At 67.2% G+C, this 22745-nt stretch carries 25 protein-coding genes; 14 read left to right on the top strand and 11 right to left on the bottom strand.

Features of this window, described 5'->3' with window-relative positions:
* Positions 1-25: 25 nt before the first annotated feature.
* Positions 26-865 carry a sulfurtransferase gene (locus tag OC372_RS11115; protein WP_262002049.1) on the top strand — a complete coding sequence of 280 codons (840 nt, stop codon included), beginning with the start codon at positions 26-28 and terminating at the stop codon, positions 863-865.
* Here OC372_RS11115 and OC372_RS11110 read toward each other — a convergent pair.
* Entirely contained in the window at positions 853-1776 is a 924-nt protein-coding gene (locus tag OC372_RS11110; RefSeq protein ID WP_262002047.1) for a hypothetical protein, read from the bottom strand. The two genes, OC372_RS11115 and OC372_RS11110, sit on opposite strands and share 13 nt — an antisense overlap.
* A gap of 304 nt (positions 1777-2080) precedes the next feature.
* Here OC372_RS11110 and OC372_RS11105 point away from each other — a divergent pair, with 304 nt between their 5' ends.
* From OC372_RS11105 to OC372_RS11095, 3 genes are all read left to right on the top strand, one after another.
* A complete protein-coding gene (locus OC372_RS11105) occupies positions 2081-2731 on the top strand; it encodes an acyl-CoA synthetase (RefSeq protein WP_262002045.1) in 651 nt (216 codons plus the stop codon).
* On the top strand, positions 2728-3081 hold the full coding sequence (locus OC372_RS11100; protein WP_029264364.1) for a hypothetical protein: 354 nt from the start codon (positions 2728-2730) through the stop codon (positions 3079-3081). The genes OC372_RS11105 and OC372_RS11100 overlap by 4 nt, the downstream gene beginning before the upstream one ends.
* A 70-nt stretch (positions 3082-3151) precedes the next feature.
* Positions 3152-4585 carry an MDR family MFS transporter gene (locus OC372_RS11095; protein WP_105711715.1) on the top strand — a complete coding sequence of 478 codons (1434 nt, stop codon included), beginning with the start codon at positions 3152-3154 and terminating at the stop codon, positions 4583-4585.
* A gap of 200 nt (positions 4586-4785) precedes the next feature.
* On the opposite strand, the gene purB is transcribed toward OC372_RS11095, so the two are convergent.
* Together purB and OC372_RS11085 are read right to left on the bottom strand one after the other, a co-directional pair.
* The gene (gene purB / locus OC372_RS11090) at positions 4786-6168 is read right to left on the bottom strand and encodes an adenylosuccinate lyase (RefSeq protein ID WP_262002105.1); all 1383 of its coding nucleotides are present in this window, start codon (positions 6166-6168) and stop codon (positions 4786-4788) included.
* A complete protein-coding gene (locus OC372_RS11085; RefSeq protein ID WP_029264367.1) occupies positions 6165-6704 on the bottom strand; it encodes a low molecular weight protein-tyrosine-phosphatase in 540 nt (179 codons plus the stop codon). The genes purB and OC372_RS11085 overlap by 4 nt, the downstream gene beginning before the upstream one ends.
* Positions 6705-6852: 148 nt before the next feature.
* Here OC372_RS11085 and OC372_RS11080 point away from each other — a divergent pair, with 148 nt between their 5' ends.
* From OC372_RS11080 to OC372_RS19380, 3 genes are read left to right on the top strand one after another with little or no spacing between them, the layout of a single operon-like run.
* Positions 6853-7116 (top strand): hypothetical protein, encoded by a 264-nt coding sequence (locus OC372_RS11080; RefSeq protein ID WP_262002042.1) that lies wholly within the window; start codon positions 6853-6855, stop codon positions 7114-7116.
* Positions 7113-8399: a hypothetical protein gene (locus tag OC372_RS11075; protein WP_262002039.1), complete on the top strand. Its 1287-nt coding sequence runs from the start codon at positions 7113-7115 to the stop codon at positions 8397-8399. Before OC372_RS11080 ends, OC372_RS11075 begins: the two co-directional genes overlap by 4 nt.
* A gap of 42 nt (positions 8400-8441) precedes the next feature.
* The gene (locus OC372_RS19380) at positions 8442-8561 is read left to right on the top strand and encodes a hypothetical protein (protein ID WP_410054863.1); all 120 of its coding nucleotides are present in this window, start codon (positions 8442-8444) and stop codon (positions 8559-8561) included.
* A gap of 35 nt (positions 8562-8596) precedes the next feature.
* Here OC372_RS19380 and OC372_RS11070 read toward each other — a convergent pair whose 3' ends face one another.
* The 3 genes from OC372_RS11070 to OC372_RS11060 all read right to left on the bottom strand — a co-directional run bounded on the left by OC372_RS11070 (position 8597) and on the right by OC372_RS11060 (position 9633).
* Positions 8597-9001, bottom strand: coding sequence for a phage holin family protein (locus OC372_RS11070; protein WP_029264370.1), 405 nt, complete (start codon positions 8999-9001; stop codon positions 8597-8599).
* 66 nt (positions 9002-9067) lie between these two features.
* Positions 9068-9430 carry a type II toxin-antitoxin system death-on-curing family toxin gene (locus tag OC372_RS11065; RefSeq protein ID WP_262002037.1) on the bottom strand — a complete coding sequence of 121 codons (363 nt, stop codon included), beginning with the start codon at positions 9428-9430 and terminating at the stop codon, positions 9068-9070.
* A complete protein-coding gene (locus tag OC372_RS11060; protein ID WP_091032192.1) occupies positions 9427-9633 on the bottom strand; it encodes a ribbon-helix-helix protein, CopG family in 207 nt (68 codons plus the stop codon). The genes OC372_RS11065 and OC372_RS11060 overlap by 4 nt, the downstream gene beginning before the upstream one ends.
* Before the next feature lie 84 nt (positions 9634-9717).
* Between OC372_RS11060 and OC372_RS11055 the strand changes: the two genes are divergently transcribed.
* The 5 genes from OC372_RS11055 (at position 9718) to OC372_RS19375 (ending at position 14859) form a co-directional block, all read left to right on the top strand.
* On the top strand, positions 9718-10785 hold the full coding sequence (locus tag OC372_RS11055) for a histidinol-phosphate transaminase (protein ID WP_262002035.1): 1068 nt from the start codon (positions 9718-9720) through the stop codon (positions 10783-10785).
* A 105-nt stretch (positions 10786-10890) separates the two neighbouring features.
* On the top strand, positions 10891-12018 hold the full coding sequence (locus tag OC372_RS11050) for a thiamine pyrophosphate-dependent dehydrogenase E1 component subunit alpha (RefSeq protein ID WP_105711709.1): 1128 nt from the start codon (positions 10891-10893) through the stop codon (positions 12016-12018).
* Positions 12015-12995 carry an alpha-ketoacid dehydrogenase subunit beta gene (locus tag OC372_RS11045; RefSeq protein ID WP_091032185.1) on the top strand — a complete coding sequence of 327 codons (981 nt, stop codon included), beginning with the start codon at positions 12015-12017 and terminating at the stop codon, positions 12993-12995. The genes OC372_RS11050 and OC372_RS11045 overlap by 4 nt, the downstream gene beginning before the upstream one ends.
* Positions 12996-13115: 120 nt before the next feature.
* Positions 13116-14468: a dihydrolipoamide acetyltransferase family protein gene (locus OC372_RS11040; protein ID WP_262002033.1), complete on the top strand. Its 1353-nt coding sequence runs from the start codon at positions 13116-13118 to the stop codon at positions 14466-14468.
* 121 nt (positions 14469-14589) lie between these two features.
* Positions 14590-14859 carry a helix-turn-helix domain-containing protein gene (locus tag OC372_RS19375; protein ID WP_410054862.1) on the top strand — a complete coding sequence of 90 codons (270 nt, stop codon included), beginning with the start codon at positions 14590-14592 and terminating at the stop codon, positions 14857-14859.
* Here the strand turns inward: OC372_RS19375 and OC372_RS11035 are convergent.
* Positions 14847-15617 carry a hypothetical protein gene (locus OC372_RS11035; protein ID WP_262002031.1) on the bottom strand — a complete coding sequence of 257 codons (771 nt, stop codon included), beginning with the start codon at positions 15615-15617 and terminating at the stop codon, positions 14847-14849. The two genes, OC372_RS19375 and OC372_RS11035, sit on opposite strands and share 13 nt — an antisense overlap.
* Positions 15618-15710: 93 nt before the next feature.
* Between OC372_RS11035 and OC372_RS11030 the strand changes: the two genes are divergently transcribed.
* Positions 15711-16079, top strand: a complete 369-nt coding sequence (locus OC372_RS11030; protein ID WP_262002029.1) for a hypothetical protein — start codon at positions 15711-15713, stop codon at positions 16077-16079.
* A 151-nt stretch (positions 16080-16230) separates the two neighbouring features.
* Here OC372_RS11030 and OC372_RS11025 read toward each other — a convergent pair whose 3' ends face one another.
* The 4 genes from OC372_RS11025 to OC372_RS11010 are packed head-to-tail and all read right to left on the bottom strand — an operon-like array spanning position 16231 to position 22174.
* On the bottom strand, positions 16231-18288 hold the full coding sequence (locus tag OC372_RS11025) for a zinc-ribbon domain-containing protein (RefSeq protein WP_262002027.1): 2058 nt from the start codon (positions 18286-18288) through the stop codon (positions 16231-16233).
* Positions 18289-18331: 43 nt separating this feature from the next.
* Entirely contained in the window at positions 18332-19390 is a 1059-nt protein-coding gene (locus tag OC372_RS11020) for a TniB family NTP-binding protein (protein ID WP_262002025.1), read from the bottom strand.
* 21 nt (positions 19391-19411) lie between these two features.
* The gene (locus OC372_RS11015) at positions 19412-21412 is read right to left on the bottom strand and encodes a Mu transposase C-terminal domain-containing protein (RefSeq protein WP_262002023.1); all 2001 of its coding nucleotides are present in this window, start codon (positions 21410-21412) and stop codon (positions 19412-19414) included.
* Positions 21413-21433: 21 nt separating this feature from the next.
* Positions 21434-22174, bottom strand: coding sequence for a TnsA-like heteromeric transposase endonuclease subunit (locus tag OC372_RS11010; RefSeq protein ID WP_262002020.1), 741 nt, complete (start codon positions 22172-22174; stop codon positions 21434-21436).
* Between the two features lie 96 nt (positions 22175-22270).
* On the opposite strand from OC372_RS11010, the gene OC372_RS11005 reads away from it, so the two are divergent.
* Positions 22271-22702, top strand: a complete 432-nt coding sequence (locus OC372_RS11005; protein ID WP_262002018.1) for a hypothetical protein — start codon at positions 22271-22273, stop codon at positions 22700-22702.
* Positions 22703-22745 lie beyond the last annotated feature (43 nt).

Raw genomic sequence — 22745 nt, 5'->3', positions numbered from 1 at the left:
GCCGCAGACTCGGTAGCCTCGCAGGATGAGCGACTTCGTGAGTGCATCCGAGCTGAATGACCTGCTGAGCCGAGGCGCGCCGGTGCGTGTGATCGACGTGCGGTGGCGGCTCGATCGGCCCGACGCCGGGCATGACGACTACCTGACGGGCCACATCCCCGGTGCCGTTTTCGCCGCGCTCGACACGGAGCTCGCCACCCACGGCGAACCGTCGGAGGGGCGGCATCCGCTGCCGTCGACGGCCACCCTCCAGGCCGCGGCTCGTCGCTGGGGCGTCCGTGCGGGCGACACCGTCGTGGCCTACGACGACTTCACGGGCATCTCGGCGGCACGCGCCTGGTGGCTGCTGCGCCAGGGCGGTGTCGATGTGCGTGTGCTCGACGGCGGCATCCGGGGCTGGCAGGCCGAAGGCTTCGAGGTCGCGACCGATGATGTGGTGCCCGAGCCCGGCGATGTCGTGCTCGACGAGATCGGCGGCGACGCGCTGTCGATCGACGAGACGGCCGCATTCCCGCAGTCTGGCGTGCTGATCGACGCGCGAGCGGCCGACCGGTACCGCGGCGAGTCGGAGCCGTACGACCCGGTCGCCGGACACATCCCCGGCGCGCGGAACCTCCCCGAATCCGTGCACTTCGATGCGGCGGGCCGGATCCTCGACCGCGAGACGATCCTGGCGTCCTTCGCCGAGATCGGGGTGACACCCGGCACGCCGGTCGCCGCCTACTGCGGGTCCGGCGTCACGGCCGCCCACACCGCACTCGTCCTGCACGAGGTCGGCATCGACGCCCGGGTCTTCCCCGGCTCGTGGAGCCAGTGGTCCAACACTCCGGGCCGGCCGGTCGCCACGGGAGATCAGCCCGGCTGATCCTCCCGTGTGCCGTACCCCCAGTGCAGCCCGAGCGCGCCGGGACCGAACGCGCGCCGCACCAGGTGCACCGACGTCCCGCGGGTGAGCGGCACCGCGGTCACGGTGACGCCCTCCGGGGTCTCGACCCGCTCCTCGCACCAGTCCGGCACGGCATCCGGGTGGAACCGCGTCCACACCAGCAGCTCTCTGGCCTTCTGTGCCAGGGCGTGACCGGTGTCCCGCATCGGCGGGTAGTCGGGCGGATACGTCACCGACCACTCGACCATCGCCGTGTCCGGTGCGGTCAGGGGCACGTCGAGCTCGAAGAGCACCCCGTGCACCTCGCCGTCGGGGTGCGAGTACCGGGCGGTGATGCGTCCGCCGGACACCGCGCTCAGGATCGGTGCCGGCGTGCTGACTCCCGGCGAGATCTCGAGGAACGGGATGGCCGTGATGGTGCCGATCGTGGACTGCACGATGCTGCGGGTGATGCTGAACGCGACGTTGCCGTCGGCGTCGACGTCGGTCACGGAGTGGGTCGTCAGCTCGCGTGAGGTGTCGGGGTACGAGGCGCCCAGCGCGTCGAAGGCGACCATGACAGCACGTTCCAGTTCCTCCTCGTCGAGGGGGAACCGGTTCGGTCCGAGGGGACCTGTCCGGTTCGTGGGGCCGAGGTGTCGACGCAGCGCCCCGGCGTCGAGGCAGAGGAGGTCTTCGATGTCGACCAGCGCGGCGAGCGACTGCGCACCTTCCGGGCGTCGCGCGCCCGAGCGCCAATAGCTCAGCGTGGCCATCGACACGCGGTTCCCGCGCATGTTGAGCTGCTGATGCAGCCAGGACAGGGTCACGTGCCTCGCGTTGATCGCGTCGCGCAGGGCCGCCGCGAAGGCATCGGATACGGACCTGCGTTCGTCATACTCGTAACTCATCACAGCCCCCGTCCGGTATGTGAAGACCACCGCCCTAAAGTGAGCATACGACCGCACGCGCGCACCTCAGGGGACCGGGTGGGCATGTGGGGTCACTTGGCCGTCATCGCAGGCAGGGTGCCCGACCCTGCGAAGGCCGGCCTGACGCAGTGATGCCCCCCTTGCTGCGTACGTCGTGAAGCCCGGCAATCGATCTGGGGAGATCAGCCGGGCTTCACGAATCCTCCTCCGCACGCCCGCGGGCGCTGCGGCTCCGCGCCCCCGCGTAGACTGGGAGGAACACCCCGGAGGACTCTGGACCGTCATGTCTGCCCCTGTTCGCGCATTCACCATGCGCCACGTGCAATTGCTGCGCGCGCTGTTCGCCGCCGTCGCCGCATTGATGATCACGTTCTCATCGGACCACTCCGCTCCTGTCGGCCTCTCGGTCTTCAGCGGCTTCGTCTTCACCACCGCGCTCGTGCAGCTGCTCGCGGCCTGGCTGGTGCTCCCGGCGGGCTCGCGCTGGTCGTACATCCTGCTCGCCGCGCTCGGCGTCGTCGCCGGTGGCGTGAGCGGCATCCCGGCCTGGCGATCCGACGACCTGTTCTTCATCGTCGTGTCCTCCTGGGCGATCGTGAGCGGCGGCATCGAGATCCTCGCCGGCATCCGCTCGCGTCGTACCGCTGATCCGCTCTCGCGCGACGCGATCACCGTCGGCGCGCTGGGCGTGCTGCTGGGCGTCGTCCTGCTGCTGATCCCGGCCGGATTCCTGCAGGAGTACACGATCGAGAAGGCCGGCACGTTCGTCCTGTCCGGCATCATCCTCGGTGTCGGCATGTTCGGCGGCTACGCGGCGATCGTCGCGGTCTTCCTCGGCATCGCCGGACTCACCCCGAAGCGGGTGGATGCCGCCGCCGCGGCCACCGAATCGAACGACAGCACCGCCCCTGCGGAGCACGGAGGAGAGCGATGAGCGACGAGAAGCCCACCCGTCGGGACATCCTGCGCCCGCTGCACCTCCTGCTGATCGCGCTGGGCTGCGGCGTGTTCGCCATGGTTGTCACGCTCGTCTCCACCGGCGCTTTCACCACGCGTGTGAACACGGCGATCGCGAACGGCACCTACGACGGGCTCACGCCGATCGCGCTCGGGCTCGTCGTCGGCGGAGGGGCGTTCATCGTCACTCTGCTGATCCTGGCGATGCTGATCCTCGCGGTCGACCCCGCCGACGTCACCAAGACCATCGACCGTCCGGTGCTGTACGACCCGGAGCCCGAGGGCGAGGCGGAGGGCGACGAGCCCGGCCGCACGTCGTCCTCGTGACGGGCGAGGGAGCCGCGCCTTTCGCGGCACTCGTCGGAATAGTCCCGGCGCCACGGGGCTTGTCCCTGAAGTGACTGCCTCCGTCGACCGCGCCTCCATCGGACTCCGGTCGCCGAGAGGCCCCATCCTCGGCGCGTTGATGCTCGCGACCGGGCTCATCGCGATCGATGCCACGATCCTCGCCACCGCGGTGCCCAGCATCGTCCGCGATCTCGGCAGCTATCAGCAGTTCCCGTGGTTGTTCTCGGTGTATCTGCTGGCGCAGGCCGTGAGCGTCCCCATCTACTCCCGGTTCGCCGACACGGTCGGCCGCAAGCCGATCATCCTGCTCGGCATCGCCCTGTTCCTCCTCGGCTCGATCCTCTGCGGCTTCGCGTGGAGCATGCCCGCGCTGATCGTCTTCCGCATCATCCAGGGGCTCGGCGCGGGGGCGGTCGCGCCGATGGCCATGACGATCGTCGGAGACATCTACACCGTCGCCGAGCGCGCCAAGGTGCAGGGGTACATCGCGAGTGTGTGGGCGATCTCCTCCGTCGTCGGCCCGGCGCTCGGCGGCGTCTTCGCCCAGCTCGACGCGTGGCGCTGGATCTTCTGGGTCAACATCCCGCTGTGTCTGATCGCGGCCTGGATGCTGCAGCTCAAGTACAAGGAGCAGAAGCAGACCGAGCGGCACCGGATCGACTACGCCGGAGCCGTGCTGCTCACGGTCGGGTTGACGGGCTTGATCCTCGGGATGCTCGAGGGGGGCAACGCCTGGGCGTGGATCTCCGTCCAGAGCGCCCTGTGTTTCGGGATCGGCATCGTGGCTCTCGTGCTCTTCGCGATGGTCGAACGCCGCGTCGCGGAGCCCATCGTCGACCTCCGCCTCGCGGCGAGGCCGCTGATCCTGACCACCACCCTCGTCTCGCTCGGGGTGGGCGCGCTCATGATCGGCGTCACCAGCTTCGCCCCCGCCTACCTCGAGGGCTCGTTGGGCATCGCGCCACTGCTGTCGGGTCTGGCGGTCGCCGCGTTGACGCTCGGGTGGCCGATCGCCGCAGCGAACGTGGGGCGTCTGTATCTGCGCATCGGGTTCCGTCGCACCACACTCATCGGGATGAGCATCGCCTCGGTCGCGGCGATCGTCCTCGCCTCGGTGTCGGCTTGGCCGAACCCCTGGGTGCTGTCGCTGATCGCGTTCGTCCTCGGGTTCGGGCTCGGGTGGAGCGCCGCGCCGACCCTCATCGCCGCCCAGTCCTCCGTGGGGTGGGGCGAGCGCGGAGCCGTGACGGGCATGAATGCGTTCGCGCGCTCAGCGGGCAGCGCCGTGGGAGTTGCGGTGTTCGGGGCGATCTCGAACGCGGCCATCGCGCAGGGCGCCGGCCCCGATGACCCCGACACGATCATCCACGCATCGGTCTGGGTGTTCGTCGCGGTCGCCGTAACCGCCCTGCTCACGCTGCTCGCCGCCGCGTTCATGCCGAAGGACAAGGTCGAGGACCACTCCGGGGAACCCGCCTCCTAGCCCGCTGCGCGTCCGTTCCCGCTCCCCCGCGCCCGCTCCCCCGCTCCCGCCATCCGTCGCCGAGTGCACGGGATCGTGTCGACTGCACGGGAACCCTGCGTGAATCGGCGGTGTACTCGGCAACAAGCCGTGCACTCGGCGATCCTGCGTGGCGGGACCGGGACCGGGACCGGGACCGGGACCGGGTGCGGGTGCGCGTGTTAGCGGGCGAGGCGCTCGGCGATGCCGGTGTACGTGGCCGGAGTCAGCGCGAGGAGGCGCTGCTTCGCGGCATCGCCGATCTCGAGCCCCTGCACGAACTCGGCGAGGTCGGCGGCGCCCACCCGGTGGCCGCGCGTCAGCTCCTTGAGCAGGGCGTACGGGTCGGTGATCGTGGACCGACCGGCGACGACCTCGGCACGGATGACGGTCTGGATGGCCTCGGCGAGCACCTCCCAGTTCACGTCGAGGTCGGCCAGCAGCACGTCGCGCGAGAGCGAGATCGCATTGAGGCCGCGGCGCAGGTTGTCGAGGGCGAGCAGCGAGTGCCCGAACGCGACGCCGATGTTGCGCTGCGTGGTGGAGTCGGTGAGGTCGCGCTGCAGGCGGCTGGTGACCAGGGTCTGACCGAGCGAGGCGAGCAGGGCACCCGAGATCTCGAGGTTCGCCTCGGCGTTCTCGAAGCGGATCGGGTTGATCTTGTGCGGCATCGTCGACGAGCCGGTGGCCCCGGCGACCGGGATCTGCGCGAAGTAGCCGAGCGAGATGTAGGTCCAGATGTCGGTGGCGAGGTTGTGCAGGATGCCGCCGGCGTGGCGCACGCGGTCGTAGAGCTCGACCTGCCAGTCGTGCGACTCGATCTGGGTGGTGAGGATGTTGAAGCCGAGTCCGAGGCCCTCGATGTACTCGCGGGCGATGGTCGGCCAGTCGGCGTCGGGGTCGGCCGCCAGGTGCGCCGACCAGGTGCCGGTCGCGCCCGAGAACTTGGCCAGGTAGTCGGATGCGGCGATCTGGCCGCGCACGCGCTCGAGGCGCCATGCGAAGACCGCGATCTCCTTGCCCATGGTCGAGGGCGTCGCGGGCTGGCCGTGCGTGCGGGAGAGCATCGCGGCGTCGGCGTGCTCGACCGCGAGTTCGCGGAGCTTCGCGATCACGGTGTCCAGGGCCGGCAGCCAGACCTCCTCCACGGCGCGCTTCACGGTGAGCGCGTAGGAGGCGGAGTTGATGTCCTCGCTGGTGGCGGCGAAGTGCGTGAGCTCGGCGATGGCGTCGAGTCCGAGCGTCGAGAGGCGGTCGCGCACGAGGTACTCGATGGCCTTCACGTCGTGCTGGGTGACGGCTTCCTTCTCGGCGAGCCAGTCGATCTCGGCCTGCCCGAAGTCGCGGTACAGCGCACGCAGGCGTTCCTTGTCGGCATCCGACAGCGGGGTCGTCTCGAACAGCGAGCGGTCGGTGAGGGCGATCAGCCACTCCACCTCGACCTCGACCCGTGCGCGGTTGAGCCCCGCCTCGGAGAGGAAGTCGGCGAGACCGGTGACGGCGCCGCGGTAGCGACCGTCGAGAGGGCTCAGGGGCTGCGGCGGGAGCGAAGGCTGGAAAGTCAGGGGAGTCCTCCTGATGAGGCCCCGAAGGTTCGGGGCGAGCGGGGGAGACGGAGAGCGGGTTCGAGCTGGCGGAACAGGCCCCGAGTCGCCGCCTCAATCATACCGAGCACCGAATCGAACATCGCCGCCCCCGCGTAGTACGGGTCGGGGACGTCATGGGTGGAGGCGTCCGGGTCGAACGCGAGGAGCAGCGTGACCTTGCCCTCCTCGTCCTCGTCGTGCGCCCACTCCCGCAGGATGCGCTCGTGGGTGCGGTCGAGCGCTACCACGAGGTCGTTGTCGGCGAAAGCCGCGGCGGTGAACTGGCGCGCCCGATGCCGAGAGCCGTCGTATCCGCGCCGGGCGAGGGAGTCGATCGTGCGGTCGTCGGCGCGCTCGCCCAGATGCCAGTCGCCGGTGCCGGCGCTGCGCGAGACGATACGCGAGCCGAGTCCCTGCCGCTCGGCGAGGTCGCGGAAGACGACCTCGGCCATGGGAGAGCGGCAGATGTTCCCCGTGCAGACGAAGATCACGCGGAAGGGATCCGGGGATGTCACAGATACATTCTGCCCGCCTCCGACGATCCTGCACAGCGCGGGGTGCTCAGGCGCGCCCTCTCTGCACACCCAGATCCGGGTTTCCTCTCTCCACTGACCGCGAGAATCCGGTCGGGCCCGGACCCGTCGAACGCAGAGGCTGAGGGCCATGTACTCCCTCGCGCAGAATCATGCCATCGCCTCCGAGGCCAGCTGGGTCTGGATGCTGACCAGTCGCGAGATCGGTTCGGCGATCTCGCTGATCGAAGACGCGGGAGCCGTGCTGGTGTCGCTCGTCGATGCGTCGGATTGGGAGTCCGAGGGGTTCCGCGCCCTGCATGAGCGGCTGGCACGACTGCGTGAAGACTGCGGCGCCGAGATCGGGCATCTCCACGTGCGTCAGTGGGAGCTGAACGCCGGAGGAGCGGAATGAGCGGCCTGGAGATCGGGCACGGCGGGGTGATCGCCGTCGACACCCAGCAGCTGCGCGATGTCGGTTCCCGGATGCAGACGGTGGCGACGCAGTGCGAGGAGGCTCGGGCCGCGATCGCCCGCGCCGGTGCGCTCCTGGCCTCTGCGCCGGAGGCCGCCCCGCAGGTCGATATCGGTGCGCTGCATCGCAGCGGGGAGCGTGTCGGAGAGCTGCGTGCCGAACTCGAGGATGCCTGCGCGGGCACCCTCCTGATGGCGGACGCGTTCGAGGTGGTGGAGCTTCGGGCGGAGGCCGAAGCTCTCGCCCTGGGGGATCGCGCGGGCGCGAGTGCCCTTCGGGCGCGTATCCATCGACTCCTCGACGGCGACGCGCGCGTCGGAGTGATGGCCGACTGGCTCGTTGCCGACTGGGCGGGGCGACGTCACGGAGGCGTGCCCGAACCGATGGGCGTCTTCGGACTGCTGCCGTCACTGCTCCTGGCCGGGGCGTTCGCCGGCCTCACGTCCACGCTCGGGAAGGTGCCGTCGGGAGCCCGGCTCACGGGGGCCGCAGATCCCGTGCGGGTGACTCCGACCGCCACATCGACCCCGGCCGGTGCGCCGAAGGGCGTGGCCGGTGCACTGAAGCGCATGCCGTCGTCGAGTGCGCAGGTGGCGGTCGAGAAGTACACCATGGCCGACGGCGCGACCCGCTACGTGACCTACGTCAAAGGGACGCAGAACTCCGTGCCCTGGGAGGGTGGCGAAGAGGATCCGTGGGACATGAAGTCGAACCTGGAGCTCTATCAGGGGCAGCGGTCGGCGTCGTATCAGGCGACCGTCGACGCGCTGGCCGCCGCGGGCGCGGAGCCCGGAGACCGGGTGGACATCGTGGGCTACTCGCAGGGCGGGATGATCGCGGCGCACCTCGCGATGGAGAGCGACTACGACGTCGCGATGCAGCTGACGGCGGGAAGCCCGCAGGAGTCGTCGCTCGGTGACGGCCAGACTCTCATCCAGCTCTCGCACTCCGACGACGTCGTCGCGAAGCTCGCTGCGGGAGGATCGGCCACGGGCACCGGTTCTCCCGACAGCTTCACCGCGACACGCGAAGTCGACCCGCAGGACGGCCTGTACGACCTGTCGCTGCAGCCGCACGCGCTCGAGGCTTACATCGAGACCGCACAGATGGTGGACGACTCGTCCGATCCGCGTGCCGAGGCGCTCGACGCGTACTGGCGGGAGCTCGGCGATGCCGTCGAGATCGAACGCACCGAGTTCCATGCCGAGCGGGTGAAGCAGTGACCGCGATGAGCCTCGGCGGCCAACGGCCACCCGATCCGCAGCATGATCGACTGCCTGATCGCCGCCGTCGCGATTCGCCGTGACATCCCGCTCCTGCACGGCGACCGCGACTTCGGATTCCTCGCCGAGATCAGTCCGCTTCGCCTCGACGTTCCGGCGTGATCGCCGGGCTCAGTCGCCGGGCTCAGTCGCCGGGTTCAGTCGCGGCGGGCGGCCTTCTTCTGCGGGCGCAGGATGAAGCCGAAGATGCCGTTGATCACCGAGATGATGAGCGCGGCGAGCACGCCCCACCAGAAGTCGCCGACCGTCAGGCCCCAGCCGAAGCCGCTCGTGATCCACGCGGTCAGCCACAGCAGGAATCCGTTGATCAGGAAACCGATCAGGCCGAACGTGATGATGTAGAGCGGGAACGCGACGATCTTCACGACCGTGCCGATGATCGTGTTGACGATGGCGAAGATCGCGGCCACCGCCAGCAGCGTCAGCACCACCTGCAGGGTCTCGCCGGGCGGGAACGCCCTGATCGTGACCTGGAGGGCGGGGATCAGCGTGACGACCCAGATGGCGAAGGCGTTGACGACGACGCGGATGATGAAGCGCATAGTCCGACCAGTGTCGCACGGACGCCGGCGAGAGTCAGCCTGCGGTGTCGTTACCCACTGCTGTTTTCAGCGACGATGGTCGCGGAGTAGGGCGGCGATCTCATCGAGGCTGGCTTTGCTCTGTGCCGTCCGAAGGATCAAGTCGAAAGCAAGCTCCGTGTCCATATCGATGAGGACACCGTTCATCTCGAGGAACGTCAGGGTGAGAACCCAGGAGAAGCGCTTGTTCCCATCGAACAGCGGGTGATTCTGGCTCAGGGATGACAGCAGAGATGCGGCCTTGACCTCAAGATCCGGATAGGCCTCGACGCCGAACATAGAACTCGACGGCCTGGCTAGCGCCGAGGAGAGCAACCCGATGTCTCGGATGTGGAGGCCCAGTTCCTCGGCGACTCCCACGGCGTGCGGAAGCTCCACGTACCGCGTCACGCGTCTTCGAGCTTCTTGAGGAGATCGGCGTACCGGTCGGCCACGCCTCGGGCGATCGTCACCGCTTGTTCTGTCGTCACCTCTTCGCGGAGAAATCGATCTGCGGCCTCGATCAGGAGTGCATGCTTGGACGTGTGTCGTCGCGATGCCAGCTCACTCAGCTGTACATCGAGTTCTTCGGGAAGTCGCACTGTCATCGCCATACCAAAATGGTACCACCGCAGATGTCGCGTGAACAGGGCCATCCCGGGCCATCCCCGCCTCCGTCACCCTCGTAGACTCGACCCGTGACCGAGCCGATCCTGCCCCGCATCCGCCCCGCCATCGCTGCCCTTGCGCCGTATCGACAGGGCAAGCAGGCAGGACCCGATGCGTTCAAGCTCTCCAGCAACGAGAACCCGTTCGATCCGCTGCCGTCGGTGCTCGAAGCGCTGCAGCGCACGACCCCGATCAACCGCTACCCGGACGCCACCGCCGGTCGTCTGCGTGAGCGCCTGGGTGCGCGCTACGGCGTCGACCCCGAGCAGGTGCACGTCGCCTCCGGCAGCGTCTCGATCCTGCACCAGCTGATCCTCGCGACCGCCTCCGTCGGCGACGAGGTCATCTACGCCTGGCGCTCCTTCGAGGCATACCCGAGCCTTCCGCTCGTCGCCGGTGCGACAGGAATCCAGGTGCCGCTCACCGCCGACTCCCGCCACGACCTCGACGCGATGGCGGATGCCGTCACCGAGCGCACGCGCGCGATCATCCTGTGCACCCCGAACAACCCGACCGGACCGATCATCACCTCGGCCGAGTTCGCGGCCTTCGTCGAGCGTGTCCCGAGCGACATCCTGATCATCCTCGACGAGGCGTACGCCGAGTTCGTGACCGCACCGGATGCCGTCGACGGTCTCGCCGAGCGCGTGTTCGACCAGCACCCGAATGTCGTGGTGCTGCGCACCTTCTCGAAGGCCTACGGTCTCGCCGGCCTCCGCATCGGGTACGCGATCGGCCACGAGAAGGTGCTGGACGCCGCACGCACCACCGGCATCCCGCTCTCGGTCACCTCCGCTGCCGAGAACGCCGCCATCGCGAGCCTCGACGCCGAGGGCGAGCTGCTCGAGCGCGTCGCCGTCATCGTCGAGCGGCGCACCCGTCTCGTGGCAGGACTCCGCGCGCAGGGCTGGGACGTCCCCGACTCCCAGTCCAACTTCGTGTGGCTGCCGGCCGGCGAGCGCACCGACGAGGTGGCTGCCGCGTTCGTCGAGAACGACCTCATCGTGCGTCCCTTCTCGGGCGACGGCATCCGCATCTCCGTCGGCGAGGAAGCCTCCCTCGACCGCGTGCTCGAGGTCGCCGCCGCGGTTCGCTGATCCGCGCTCGCCGCGGCTTTCCGCGGTTTTCTCCGGCTTCCGGGCAGTTACGAGGGTGTCCTAGGTATGCGTGACCGGGCATGCCGACGCGGGTAGCGTGAGAGCGTGACCACCCCCGAGACCCCCCTTGTGAGCGTTCTGGACGAGACCGGACGGTTCGCGCCGTCCGCCGCCGCCGAGCGGTATCTCCCCCTGATCGAGGCGATCAGCGATGCGGAGCTCGAGCAGTTCTACCGTGACATGGTCGTCATCCGCGCGATCGACACCCAGGCGACGAACCTGCAGCGGCAGGGCCAGCTCGCCCTGTGGCCGCCGAGTCGCGGGCAGGAGGCGGCGCAGGTCGGATCCGGTCGTGCGGCCCGTGCGCAGGACACGATCTTCCCCTCGTACCGCGAGCACGCCGTCACCCGCATCCGCGGCGTCGACCCGGTCGACATCATCAAGCTGATGCGCGGCGTCTCCCACGGCGGGTGGGACCCGACCGACCCGAAGAACGGCAACACGCGGCTCTACACGCTCGTGCTCGGCTCGCAGGTGCTGCACGCCGCCGGCTACGGGATGGGGCTCGTCTTCGACGGGCGCACCGGCACGGGTGAGATCGACCGCGACGAAGCCGTCATCACCTACTACGGCGACGGGGCCTCCAGCCAGGGCGACGTGCACGAGGCGATGGTCTTCGCCGCGAGCTACCAGGCGCCGACCGTCTTCTTCCTGCAGAACAACCACTGGGCGATCTCCGTGCCGGTGTCGACGCAGTCGCGCGTCCCGCTCGTGCAGCGCAGCGCCGGATACGGCATCCCGAGCGTCCGCGTCGACGGCAACGACGTGCTCGCCAGCTACGCCGTCTCGCGGGTGGCACTCGACGAGGCCCGCAGCGGCAAGGGCCCGCAGGCGATCGAGGCCGTCACCTACCGCCTCGGCGCGCACACCACGAGCGACGACCCGACGAAATACCGCGGCAGCGACGAGGAGCAGTACTGGGCCGGTCGTGACCCGATCGTCCGGATGCGCGCGTTCCTCGAGAACCGCGGTGCATCCGCGCAGCTGTTCGCCGATGTCGAGGCCGAGGCGGCGGATGCCGCGGAAGACCTTCGCGCCCGCAGCGTCGAGCTCGGACCCCCCAGCGTCGGCAAGATGTTCGACCACGTGTACAGCGAACCGCATCCGCTGATCGATCAGCAGAAGGCCTGGCACGCGCAGTACGAGGCGTCGTTCGAAGGAGAAGCCCGATGACCCTCGAGACGATGCCGCTCAGCAAGGCGCTGAACGCGGGGATGCGCAAGGCGATGGAGAACGACCCGAAGGTCCTGCTCATGGGCGAGGACATCGGCAAGCTCGGCGGAGTGTTCCGTGTGACCGAGCACCTGCAGCGCGACTTCGGCGACCGTCGGGTGCTCGACACCCCGCTCGCCGAGTCCGGGATCGTCGGCACCGCGATCGGCATGGCGATGGTCGGCTACCGCCCGGTCATCGAGATCCAGTTCGACGGATTCGTGTTCCCGGCGTTCGACCAGATCACCACGCAGCTCGCGAAGCTCACCAACCGGCACGAGGGCGCGCTCAGCATGCCGATCGTGATCCGCATCCCCTACGGCGGGCACATCGGCGCGGTCGAGCACCACCAGGAGAGTCCGGAGGCGTACTTCGCCCACACTCCCGGCCTGCGCGTGGTGTCGCCGTCGACGCCCAACGACGCGTATTGGATGATCCAGGAGGCGATCGCCTCGAACGACCCCGTGATCTTCATGGAGCCGAAGAGCCGGTACTGGCAGAAGGGCGAGGTCGACCTCGACGCCTCCGCCGTTCCGCTGCACTCCTCGCGCGTCGTGCGGACCGGCAGTGACGTGACGCTCGTCGGCCACGGCGCCATGGTCACCACGCTGTTGCAGGCCGCCGCGCTCGCCGAAGCCGAGGGCACGAGCTGTGAGGTCGTCGACGTGCGCTCGCTCTCTCCGGTCGACTACGAGCCCATCCTGGACTCGATCCGCAAGACCGGGCGCATGGTCTACGCGCAGGAGGCCCAGGGCTTCGCCAGCATCGGCGGTGAGATCGCGGCCACCGTCATGGAGCGCGCCTTCTACGCGCTCGAGGCGCCGGTGCTTCGCGTCTCCGGCTACGACACCCCGTTCCCGCCGGCGAAGCTCGAGGGCGTGTACCTCCCGGATGCCGACCGCATCCTCGAAGCCGTCGACCGTTCCCTGGCCTACTGACCGACGTTCCATGTTCACAACTCCTCAGAAATCCAGCGAGCGGGGCTCCGATGCGCCTGAGTCAGGGCGATTCGCCTCGCTTTTGAGGAGTTGTGCACACGGTCCACGAGAGGATCAATCATGAGCACGCAGAACTTCAACCTCCCCGACGTCGGGGAGGGCCTGACCGAGGCGGAGATCGTCGCCTGGAAGGTCGCCCCGGGCGACACGGTCGCGATCAACGACGTCATCTGCGAGATCGAGACGGCCAAGTCGCTCGTCGAGCTGCCGTCTCCGCACGCGGGCGTCGTTGGCGAGCTGCTCGTCGCCGAGGGGGCGACGGTCGAGGTCGGTGCGCCGATCATCACCTTCGTGACGGATGCCCGTGACGATGCCGGCCCCGGCGTCGTCGCGACGGCCGAGGCCCCCGCGCCGGAGGAGGGCGGCGGCTCGGTGCTCGTCGGCTACGGCACGGGCGGCGGTGCGACCTCGCGCCGCAAGCGCCCGGCCGAGCGTCCGGTGCGCTCCTCGGTGGGCGTGATCGCCAAGCCGCCGATCCGCAAGCTCGCGCGCGATCTCGGCGTCGACCTCACCGCGGTCGCCGCGACCGGTGCCGACGGCGAGGTCACCCGGGACGACGTGGTCAAACACGCCTCGCAGGCGAGTGTCTTCCGCAACATCGAGACGCCGGAGTGGGGCGACGTCCGTGAAGAGACCGTGCCCGCGCCCCAGGCCGCTCCGGCCGGACTCGCGCGGGGCCTCACCGCGACCCGTCCCTCCGCCGCCGGCGACGACCGCACCGAGTCGATCCCGGTCAAGGGTGTGCGCAAGGCCACCTCCTCTGCCATGGTGCAGAGCGCGTACTCGGCTCCGCACGTGACGGTGTGGAAAGAGGTCGACGCGAGCCGCACGATGGAACTCGTGAAGCGGCTCAAGGCCTCGCCCGACTACGCCGACATCAAGGTCTCGCCGCTGCTCATCGTCGCCCGCGCCGTGATCTGGGCGGCTCGTCGCACGCCGATGGTGAACGCCGCCTGGATCGAGACGGATGCCGGTGCCGAGATCGCCGTGCGCCACTACGTGAACCTCGGTATCGCCGCCGCCACCCCGCGCGGCCTGCTCGTGCCGAACATCAAAGACGCGCAGGACCTGAGCATGAAGGACCTGGCGCGGGCGCTGAACCGCCTGACGATCACGGCCCGCGAGGGCAAGACGCCGCCGGCCGATCAGCAGGGCGGCACGATCACGATCACCAACATCGGTGTGTTCGGGATGGATGCCGGCACCCCGATCATCAACCCCGGCGAGGCCGGCATCGTGGCGATGGGCACCATCAGCCAGAAGCCGTGGGTCGTCGACGGCGAGGTGCGCCCGCGCTGGGTGACCACGGTCGCCGGGTCTTTCGACCACCGCGTGATCGACGGCGACGGCATGAGCCGCTTCATCGCCGACGTCGCCTCCGTGCTCGAGGAGCCCGCGCTGCTGGTCGAGTGATATTGGCCGTCACTGAAGGTGCTTTCTCTCCAATCGAAGTTGAACCACTCAGACGAAGGTGATCCAAGACGACGTAGTTGATCCCGGCAAACACTGGGATCGCAGGTTCGGAGGCTGTGAGATGGCACGTAAGGAAGCACGGGAGACACCAGCCATGCTCTCTTCGCGGTGGCCGGACGCGCCGTCGACTGATCCCGTCGGAGAGGCAGCACGTCGGTTTGCTCTGAACCTGAAAGCAGCCATTGGAGAGCGTTCAGTGCGAGAGGTCGCGCGCGCCGCGGGCATCGATGAGGGGACCATTCGAAAGATCTTGCTGGGTGAGTCATGGCCCGACCTCCGCACTATCTGGAAGCTGGAGTCGTCGCTCGACGCAGAGCTCTACGCGCGCTGACCCTTGCCACGCAGTCGTTCGACGCGGCGCCGATGACGTTGTCCGTTTCCGCGGTCCGTGAAGATGCGTGGCTCGACCGTGAAGGTCGACTGCTTGCTTCGAATCGCCTGCTTGACGTCACGGACCTCGTAGGCGACTGATTCGATGTACTTGCCGGCCTGGATGAGCGGGTCCGCTTCGGCGATGGATCGACGCCATGGCTCGACATCGAGGTGGAAGGTCTCTCGAAACGCTCGGCCCTCAGCGTCTTCGTACGATACCTGCACGCTCCAACGCGGAGCGGCTTCGTCACTCACTCCGAATAGGGCTTCGTCGTCGATGTAGTACTTCAGCGGGCGGGCCGCGGTGAGGGAGCGGATCACCGATTCGCCATTCATCATTCGGTTCAGATCCTCCAGGCTCTTTCGCCATCCCTCCCCGTCGGGCTTGGATACGGGAGTGAACGGGCGGTCGACCTTCATCGTGATGTTGTGCGCGGGGGTGCGTCCGTCGTTGCGGATGACGACGAACACTGAGCTACCTGTGGTCCCGCCTCGCCGACTTACCGACGGCCGGAACTGATAGTCAACTATGACGTAAGGGCGGGTGACCGCAATGTTTGATTCGACCATCGCGTCGTTCGACTCGGCGAGAAGCCGGTTTGATGCGATGAGCTGGCGGAGCTGGCTTCCCGCGATGATGAGGGCGATGATGGCGGCGACGGCCGCGATAACGGTGCCGATGCCTTGAACGGCGGACCAGAAGACTGCTTCAGTCATGGGTCCGTTATATCGAGAATCACCGACACCGTCGGTGATGTCGGCGCTCTCCTCTATGCTCGACGAGTCCGGCCGGAGGAAGGATCACCGGCCATGGGGACCAGCAAGCGCCTTGCGCCGCTATACGACATGCAGATGCAGCACCGTTCCATCATTCAGGCGTCGCGGGCAGGCCCACTGCAGTCGTTGAGTGACCGAGAGCTCGCGCTCCGTGAGCACCCGGTGACGATTTACCCGCGGCCCTACACAAAGGTGCAGGCTTGGGTGAGGTTCGGGCCGGAAGCGATCCGTGTCGATGCGGTGTTGATGCGCTCGACCCCGCTTGCGGCCGGAATCGCGTTCCGTGCAGAGGGCGAGACGTTCCGATGCTGGGTGTGGGGGAATGCGGTGACAGTAGCGGAAACGCGTGAGCTATCCTCGCCCTTGCACAAGGACGTTGAACCGGTCGGCAGACGACCGTGAGAGGTCCGCCGTCACGCGTTCGTGGCGGCGGTACTCGGAAAGGCGTCAAACTCAGGGGTAACGACACGTGTGCATCCGGCGGTGTAGACCCAGGAGAGGAGTGCGTGGACACTCGCTTCCGCGCGCGGGCCTCACGAGGGCAACCGACCACTCAGCGCTGGCGGCGGCGGGGTTTCGTTCGGAAGCACTCCGGGCACCCGCTCCCGCGGACGCGGTCGTTACCGCGGGCAGGCCATCGGTGACTGCAGGTGGCGCACTTCCAGGCGATGCGCTTGCCAGTGCCAGCCATGACCGTGGTGGGGTCGAGCTCCCCATTCATGTCCCAGTCCCAGTCCGCCGCGAGGTCGGGCCGCGTCGTGGCCATGTCATTCCACCCGGTCCAGCAGGAGAAGTTGGCACAGAACGGGCAACCCGTGCCCTTGGCTCGGTTCAGGCCGGTCGCCGACCAGTCATGGCCGTGCTCGCACACCCAGATGATTTTCTTGTACGTGGACGCGTAAGTGTTGTCCGGAGTCAACGAACCGTTCGCGGTCGGATGGAATTCACGGGCGAGGTCAGGGCGCAGAGTCCGCATGCAGTTCTGCTCGTCGACGACGCGGCCGGTGCAGATGTTGCAACCACCGCCGCGCGACTGGGTGATGACCGGTGCTTCGTAGTGGTGACCTTCCTCCTCGCACAGGAACCAGTACTTCTTCTTCGTCCCGAAGAGGACGTCGGAGGCGAGCACCGTGCCGTTCTTCGTCGGATGCCAGCGCGAAGCCGCCCGCGGGTGGGTGGCAGCGAAGGAAGTCGTGGGATGCGCCCTCTTTCGGGTGCAGACCTGACACTTGTCGCCGCGGCACCGATAGTAAATGGTCATCGGGAAGTCATGCCCTTCCTCCTCGCACCGCCACCACATCTCACGGGACGAACCCGAGGTGAAGTCGTTCGGGGTGAGGTCACCGTTGCGGTCAGGGTGCCAGGTGGCGGCGGCTGCTGGGTGAGTGACCGAGAACGCGTTAACCCGAGGGTCCACCCGGTGGTTCGAACAGACGGAGCACCCTGCGTTCCTCTTGGCCTTATCGAGAATCACCATCGGGTACTCGTGTCCTTCGTCGCACGTCCACATCACCTCAGTGTCCGACCCGGCGACGACCGTTTCAGGACGCAGGTCGCCATTCGCGGAGGGGTGCCAGAAGCGACTTAGGTGGGGGTGCGTGTCGGCGAGCGAGTTGAATCCTTGGAGAGCCTCCTTGTTTGCACACACACGGCAACCCACCGCCTTCTTGACCCTTCGCAGTTGCTGCAGAGTCTGGTTGAATCGGTGCCCGCGAGAGCACACGTAGTTGTTCGAGATGCCTTTCTTTGCACGTGACTGCCGTGTGCCGGCGACGTCTGTGGATACGAACTGCGACATGTGCAGATGGAGTCCCCGCGGGTAAAAGGAGCTGCGGAGCTGTTCGAGCTCTGCCCGCTCGTCGACGTTCTCGGGTTTCGGCGTGCAGACGAACGCGTGCGGCTCGTCCTGGTCGTGGTGGCCCGCCGCACGGACCAGCAGCCACAGTGCGTCGATGAGTACGATGCAGTCGTCGGTTCCGACAATTCGCTCGGCATCCGACGCAAGGCGCGAGTAGCGGATGGCCGCGTCGCTGTCGTGTGAAGCGAGGGCGTCAATGGCGTGAGGGTGAAGAGCAATCTTCGCCAGCCGCACAGCGAGGGTGAATCGCGAGACCGAGGTCAGCGTCACGTCGGACGAGGCCTCCCACACCTCGAGACACCCGACGACTTCTGCAAGGCGTTGCGCATCAAGGAGGCCCTGCCGTCGGAGGCGCCGATACATGCGGTCGGCGCGGAGCGCGTCCACACCGACGACATGCTGCTGCTCGGGCGCCGTGCCGGGGCCGACCCACATCATGTGCTTGGCGCACACCCGCGGGCCGTCGTGCGAACCCTGTGCGACGCGCTGTCCCGGGTGGCAACGCACACAGGCGAACCTTTCGTCGAGCCCGGTGGCGCAGTTCCCGCAGCGGGTTCCGTCTGGGTGATGCGGCAGGGCAGCGTGGTCGCGTTCGAAGTGCCCGGGGCGCAGTCCGGCGACGGCTTCGACGATGAGGGGGAGAGCCGCGGGCTTGGTGAGGCCGGTGGCGCGCACTACGGGCGCGACCCACGCGCCCCACGCAGCGTCGCTCACGAGGTTTGCGACGCGCAGACGCTGCAGATAACTCGCCACGGTCTCGAACGCACCCGGGCGGACGCGGAACGGCCAGGAGCGCTCAGGCAGCATGGGAAGCCTCCTCGTGCTCGCGGCTCGCGGCGGACAGCAAGCGCTGGGAGGTTAGGTCCAGAGGGATGGAATCCAGCAGCTCCTTCGTGATGAGTTCGCTGTCTGGGTCTCCTGCTTCGATGAGGTCGAGAGCCGCGGTCGTCAGGAGACGGGAAAGAGCCGCGATGGAGCCGCGCGTGCGGTTCCAGAGGTACATCGCATCCTTCAGCAGCGTCTGGGGCGGGTGCGCCAGCAAGGCGAGTTGTTCCTCGAACTTGACGATGACGCCTCCCCACAGCTGGCGGCCCTTGGGCGTCGTGATGTCCAGCTTGTCTAGGCGAACCGGTACGCAACGCGAGGCGAACTGTGCGCCCAACTCTTCGTTGGTGAAAGCGGAGGATTCCAGGTCGAAGCCGACGTACATTGGGACGGCTTTGACGTGGTTCATCAGGTTCTTGATGGCCTGCGCGCTCTCGAAGCGGCCAGTCGAATTTGACTGAGAGAGGTTCTGAATCTCGTCGAATATGACCAGCGACGTGTGCGCCCTGGCGAACAGCTTGGTCGCCAGGGTTGTGCGCTCCTCCAGCGTCATGCGTGGGACGACGGGCTCTCCGAAAAAATTGATGATGCGGCCCATCACGGTCTTGCCGGTGCAGTTCGGCGGGATTTCCAGATATACCGCCGGCACGTGCCCGTCCTCCTTCCACCTCGGATGGCGGTCGACGTGGCGGCGGAACGCTTCCCCTGCGAGTCTGATAGCGGCGGTCGTCTTCCCGGTCGTCGGTTCCCCGTCCAGGATGATGCCCGTCCTCCCGACCGGGCGGTGGGCGACGCGGGCGGCGCGCTTGTACGCCAGGCTGAGCTGCTCCAACGCTGGGGTGATGATGACGATGGAGTCCGCGATGCGGTCGCTGCGCTCGATGTCGAACGCGCGCTTCTTGGCGCGGGTCCAGCTCTTGTACTCGTCGGCGGTGACGTGCTCGGTGTTCAGAGCCACCTCCTCCTCGAGGAGCTGCTGGAGTGCCTCTCGCTGGTCGAAGTGGCCGAGGGGTTCGATGTTGCTGTTCATTGTTCTGCTCTTCCTGAGGGGCTAGCGGGCTGCGGCGTCCAACGCCGCGAAGTTGGCGAAGTCGTTGCTGCTGTCGGTGTCGGGAGTGAGGATGGCGGCGAGTGTGTTCGCCGCTTTCCGCTCTTTCTCTTCCTTCTTCTTGTCGAGCGCGGCCTGCGCGACCGCGTCGATGGATTCAGTGACGGCCTGGTTGCGGAAGCGGACCATCATCACGTCCGCCTCCGCGTCGTTGAACGAGGTGTTGTCGAGCGCGGTCCGGTGCGCTTCCAGCGCGATGGCCTCGTCGAGCGGGCGCGCCATCCCCCGCTCCTTCGACCAGTGGCAGGTAATCCAGCCGCCATCGTTGGGGGAGCGAAGCCAGATTCGATACTCGTCACTCGGGTCGTAGTGGATGACGACCTTCGGGGTGGCGTTGTCGCGGCCGCGCTTGCGGTTGCGCATCGGCGCGAGGTGCGGGCTGTCGTACTTGCGGCCGTTGAACTCGATGCCACCGGCCTGCACGGTGCGCTCCTCGGTCGGTAGGAGAGCGATGAAGTCTTCTTCCTCGAACGCAAGAACGAAGTGACCGGTGAGGTCGATGCACGCGGCGTACATGCTGTTCGGCGAGTGGTCCAGACCCTCCTCGTAGTCATCCTCGAGACCCCCGTGACGACGGTTCTGCCAAACCACACACGTCCATTTCTCGAGGAGCTCGCTGAGCTCGGCGAGGGTGAGGAGTGCGCCCTTGACCGTGTCCGCGCCCTTGTTCGCGACATTGCCGCCGGAGAAGCCGGGAACGAACTGGCAGAATTTGGTCTTCACGGTGCCGAAGAAGCGCTCGACGACCGCCTTCGCCGTGGGGTCATGAATGGGTGCCTCTGTCAGGGAGATGCCGTATCTGTCGCATGCCATTCCGAAGACGGTGCCTTTGAAGTCCTGCCCGTTGTCGATGAGGATGCGGCTCGGGAAGATGTAGGGGCAGTACGAGTCGAAGGTCTGCATCTGCTTCTTGGTCAGGTGCTTCGTCCACGGCATACGTGGCAGCCCGAACGAGTCGTAGTCCTTCGCCCACGGGCGGAGCCGACGGGGTACGAGCGCCTTCGCGAGGAGTAGCGCATGGTCGATGCTCGTTGGCGCGGATTCGGTGAGGTTGAGCCCGACGACCGAGCGGGTGCGCTTGTCGACGAGCGCCGTGAGGTGGGGGCGGTCCACCTTGCCGCTGGGCATGCGAACGAAGATGTCGAGGGTGGTCGCGTCCATCTGGCACTCGTCTCCCGGGCCGAACACCAGACGGGGGCGGTGCATCCCGCTCGGGGAGAGCGCCGCCGTCTGTCGGCGCTTCGCCTGCGTGGTCGGGTTCTGGTTTCCGCTCATCTGCTTCACGTGACGTTCGAGCGTCGACAGTGACGGGGTCTTCGGCCGGTCCTCCGGGTTCGGGAACCGGTCCATCAGCAGAACTTCGAGCTCGGCGCGGATGGCGGTGTAGGTGACCGTGGACTTGTTCTTGTAGCCGACGAGGACTTCGGATAGCGCCGCGCGAACATCGCGGTGGAGGCGCGCGAACGGGGCCTCCTTCCGGCCGACCCGGCGGTCTACGAGGCCTGCAGCGCCCTTCTTCTCGAAGTTGCTGAGACGACGCTTCAGCGTGCCGAGGGGCATCTCGATACCGACCTTGCTGAGAGCCGAGATGGTCGAGTCGAGACGCTTGGTCTTGGAGATGTCGAGCGCGAAGGCCGGGTTCGGCTCTCCGCCATCGACGGGGCTGCCGTCGACGAGCTGCTGGAGGTAGGGGAGAAGAGTGCGGTTCGCCTCGTCAAGACCATCCACGACGTCCTGGAGCGGCCAGCTGTCGACGGGGTCGGCCTTCTCCAGCGACTCGCCGGGCGGGAGCTGCTCGGCGAGTTCCGTGTGGTGGACGACCTGGTACTCGCCGGTCAGCTCGTCTCGGAGGCGGAAGCTGCCGTTCGCGTAGCTGACGATGGTGAAGTCGCCGACTTCGAGGTGGACGGTCTGTCCGAGGGCGATGGTGCGTGCTGCAATCATGGGTTTCTCCTTGTTGGCGGTTTAGGCCGCGGTGAGCGGCGTGTGTTCGGTGAAGCGGTCGGTGAGGTCGAAGTTAAGTTCGCCCTTCCACATGAGGTGAAAGAGGAACGGCATGAGCTCGCCAGGCTTGTCGGTGGCGAGTGCGCGGCGAAGTTCGCCGAAGGTCTCGTGCTTCTTCGCGGTGCCGAGAATGTGGTCTGCGATGTCGGGGGCCGGCGTGTACCGGTGGTGGCGGTAGCGGCTCATCATCTCCACGTTCATGCGGACGATGTCGCTGAGCTGGTCGATGAGCGTGTATCGCCATCCCAAGACCTCGCACACACGCGCGGTGTGGGCGAACTTTTCGGGGTCACCAGGCTTCGTGAGCGCTTTCGGGTGAACGTCGACGACGTGTCGAGTTCCGTCGGCTTCGATGACGAGAAAGTCGGGGTAGTGGTAGAGGCCGTCGAAGAACGTCATCAACATGGGCTGTGCGTAGACCTTGACAATGTCGTACAGGTGGTCGATGAGCATCATGCCGGCGTACTCGGTCATCGACTCGTGGAAGACGCTCGCTCGGGCTCCGGCGCACCAGTAGTGCCCCTGGTAGGGCTTCTGGCCCTTCCACTTGCCGGGCTTCCGCGTCCGTTCCTCGGGAGCGACCGTGCGTGCGGTGACGGGGTCGTCTGCTCTGATGGTGTGCGTGTTCAGCTTCGCGTCGTACCACTGGATACGGTCGTAGCCATCGCCTCGGGTTTTCTTCAGAGTTGTGTACTTGCTCATGTCGTCTTCCATGCGCCTGAAAATCGTCGAAAAGCCGAGGATCCGCGCTTCTTAGGGCTTTTCGATCCACTTAGGTCTTTTCGATACACTTCCGAGGTGTCTGACCCTCGATATGTGCCTAGGAACTTCCTTGTTGAGCCACGAGACTTCGGGCGGACTCCGTTCCCGCAGTGGCACCAGGCCGCAGGCGACTGGTCGCTGGAGATGCGAGCCCGGTTGGACGCGTCGATCTCTCAGCACCAGGTCACGTATGGCGTCCGTGACATCTATATGCAGAAGCCGCGGGCGACGAAAATCACGCATCTTGCCGTGGAACTGGAGATTGAGTACTACCGACTGCAGAAGATGTTCAGTGGGCAGATCGTCATGCAGATGGTCGACTTGGCTCGATTGCGACTGCTTGTTGGTCCCCGGCTCGACTACTGGATGATGCGGGGGGAAAACGCGCAGTACATCCGAGAGAAGGAGCGGGTTCTTGAGCGCGAGCGCGAGAGGATGCGCCAGGCGCAGCGGTGGTCCGCTGGCTGAACACCCGTCCGCGCCGTCCTCGAACACGCCAAGATGATTCATG

Origin of the sequence: Microbacterium sp. Mcb102 (assembly GCF_024519805.1) — a bacterium.
GTDB lineage: Bacteria > Actinomycetota > Actinomycetes > Actinomycetales > Microbacteriaceae > Microbacterium.
The sequence above is the reverse complement of the archived record's forward strand: the minus strand, read 5'-3'. Positions and strand labels throughout refer to the sequence as shown.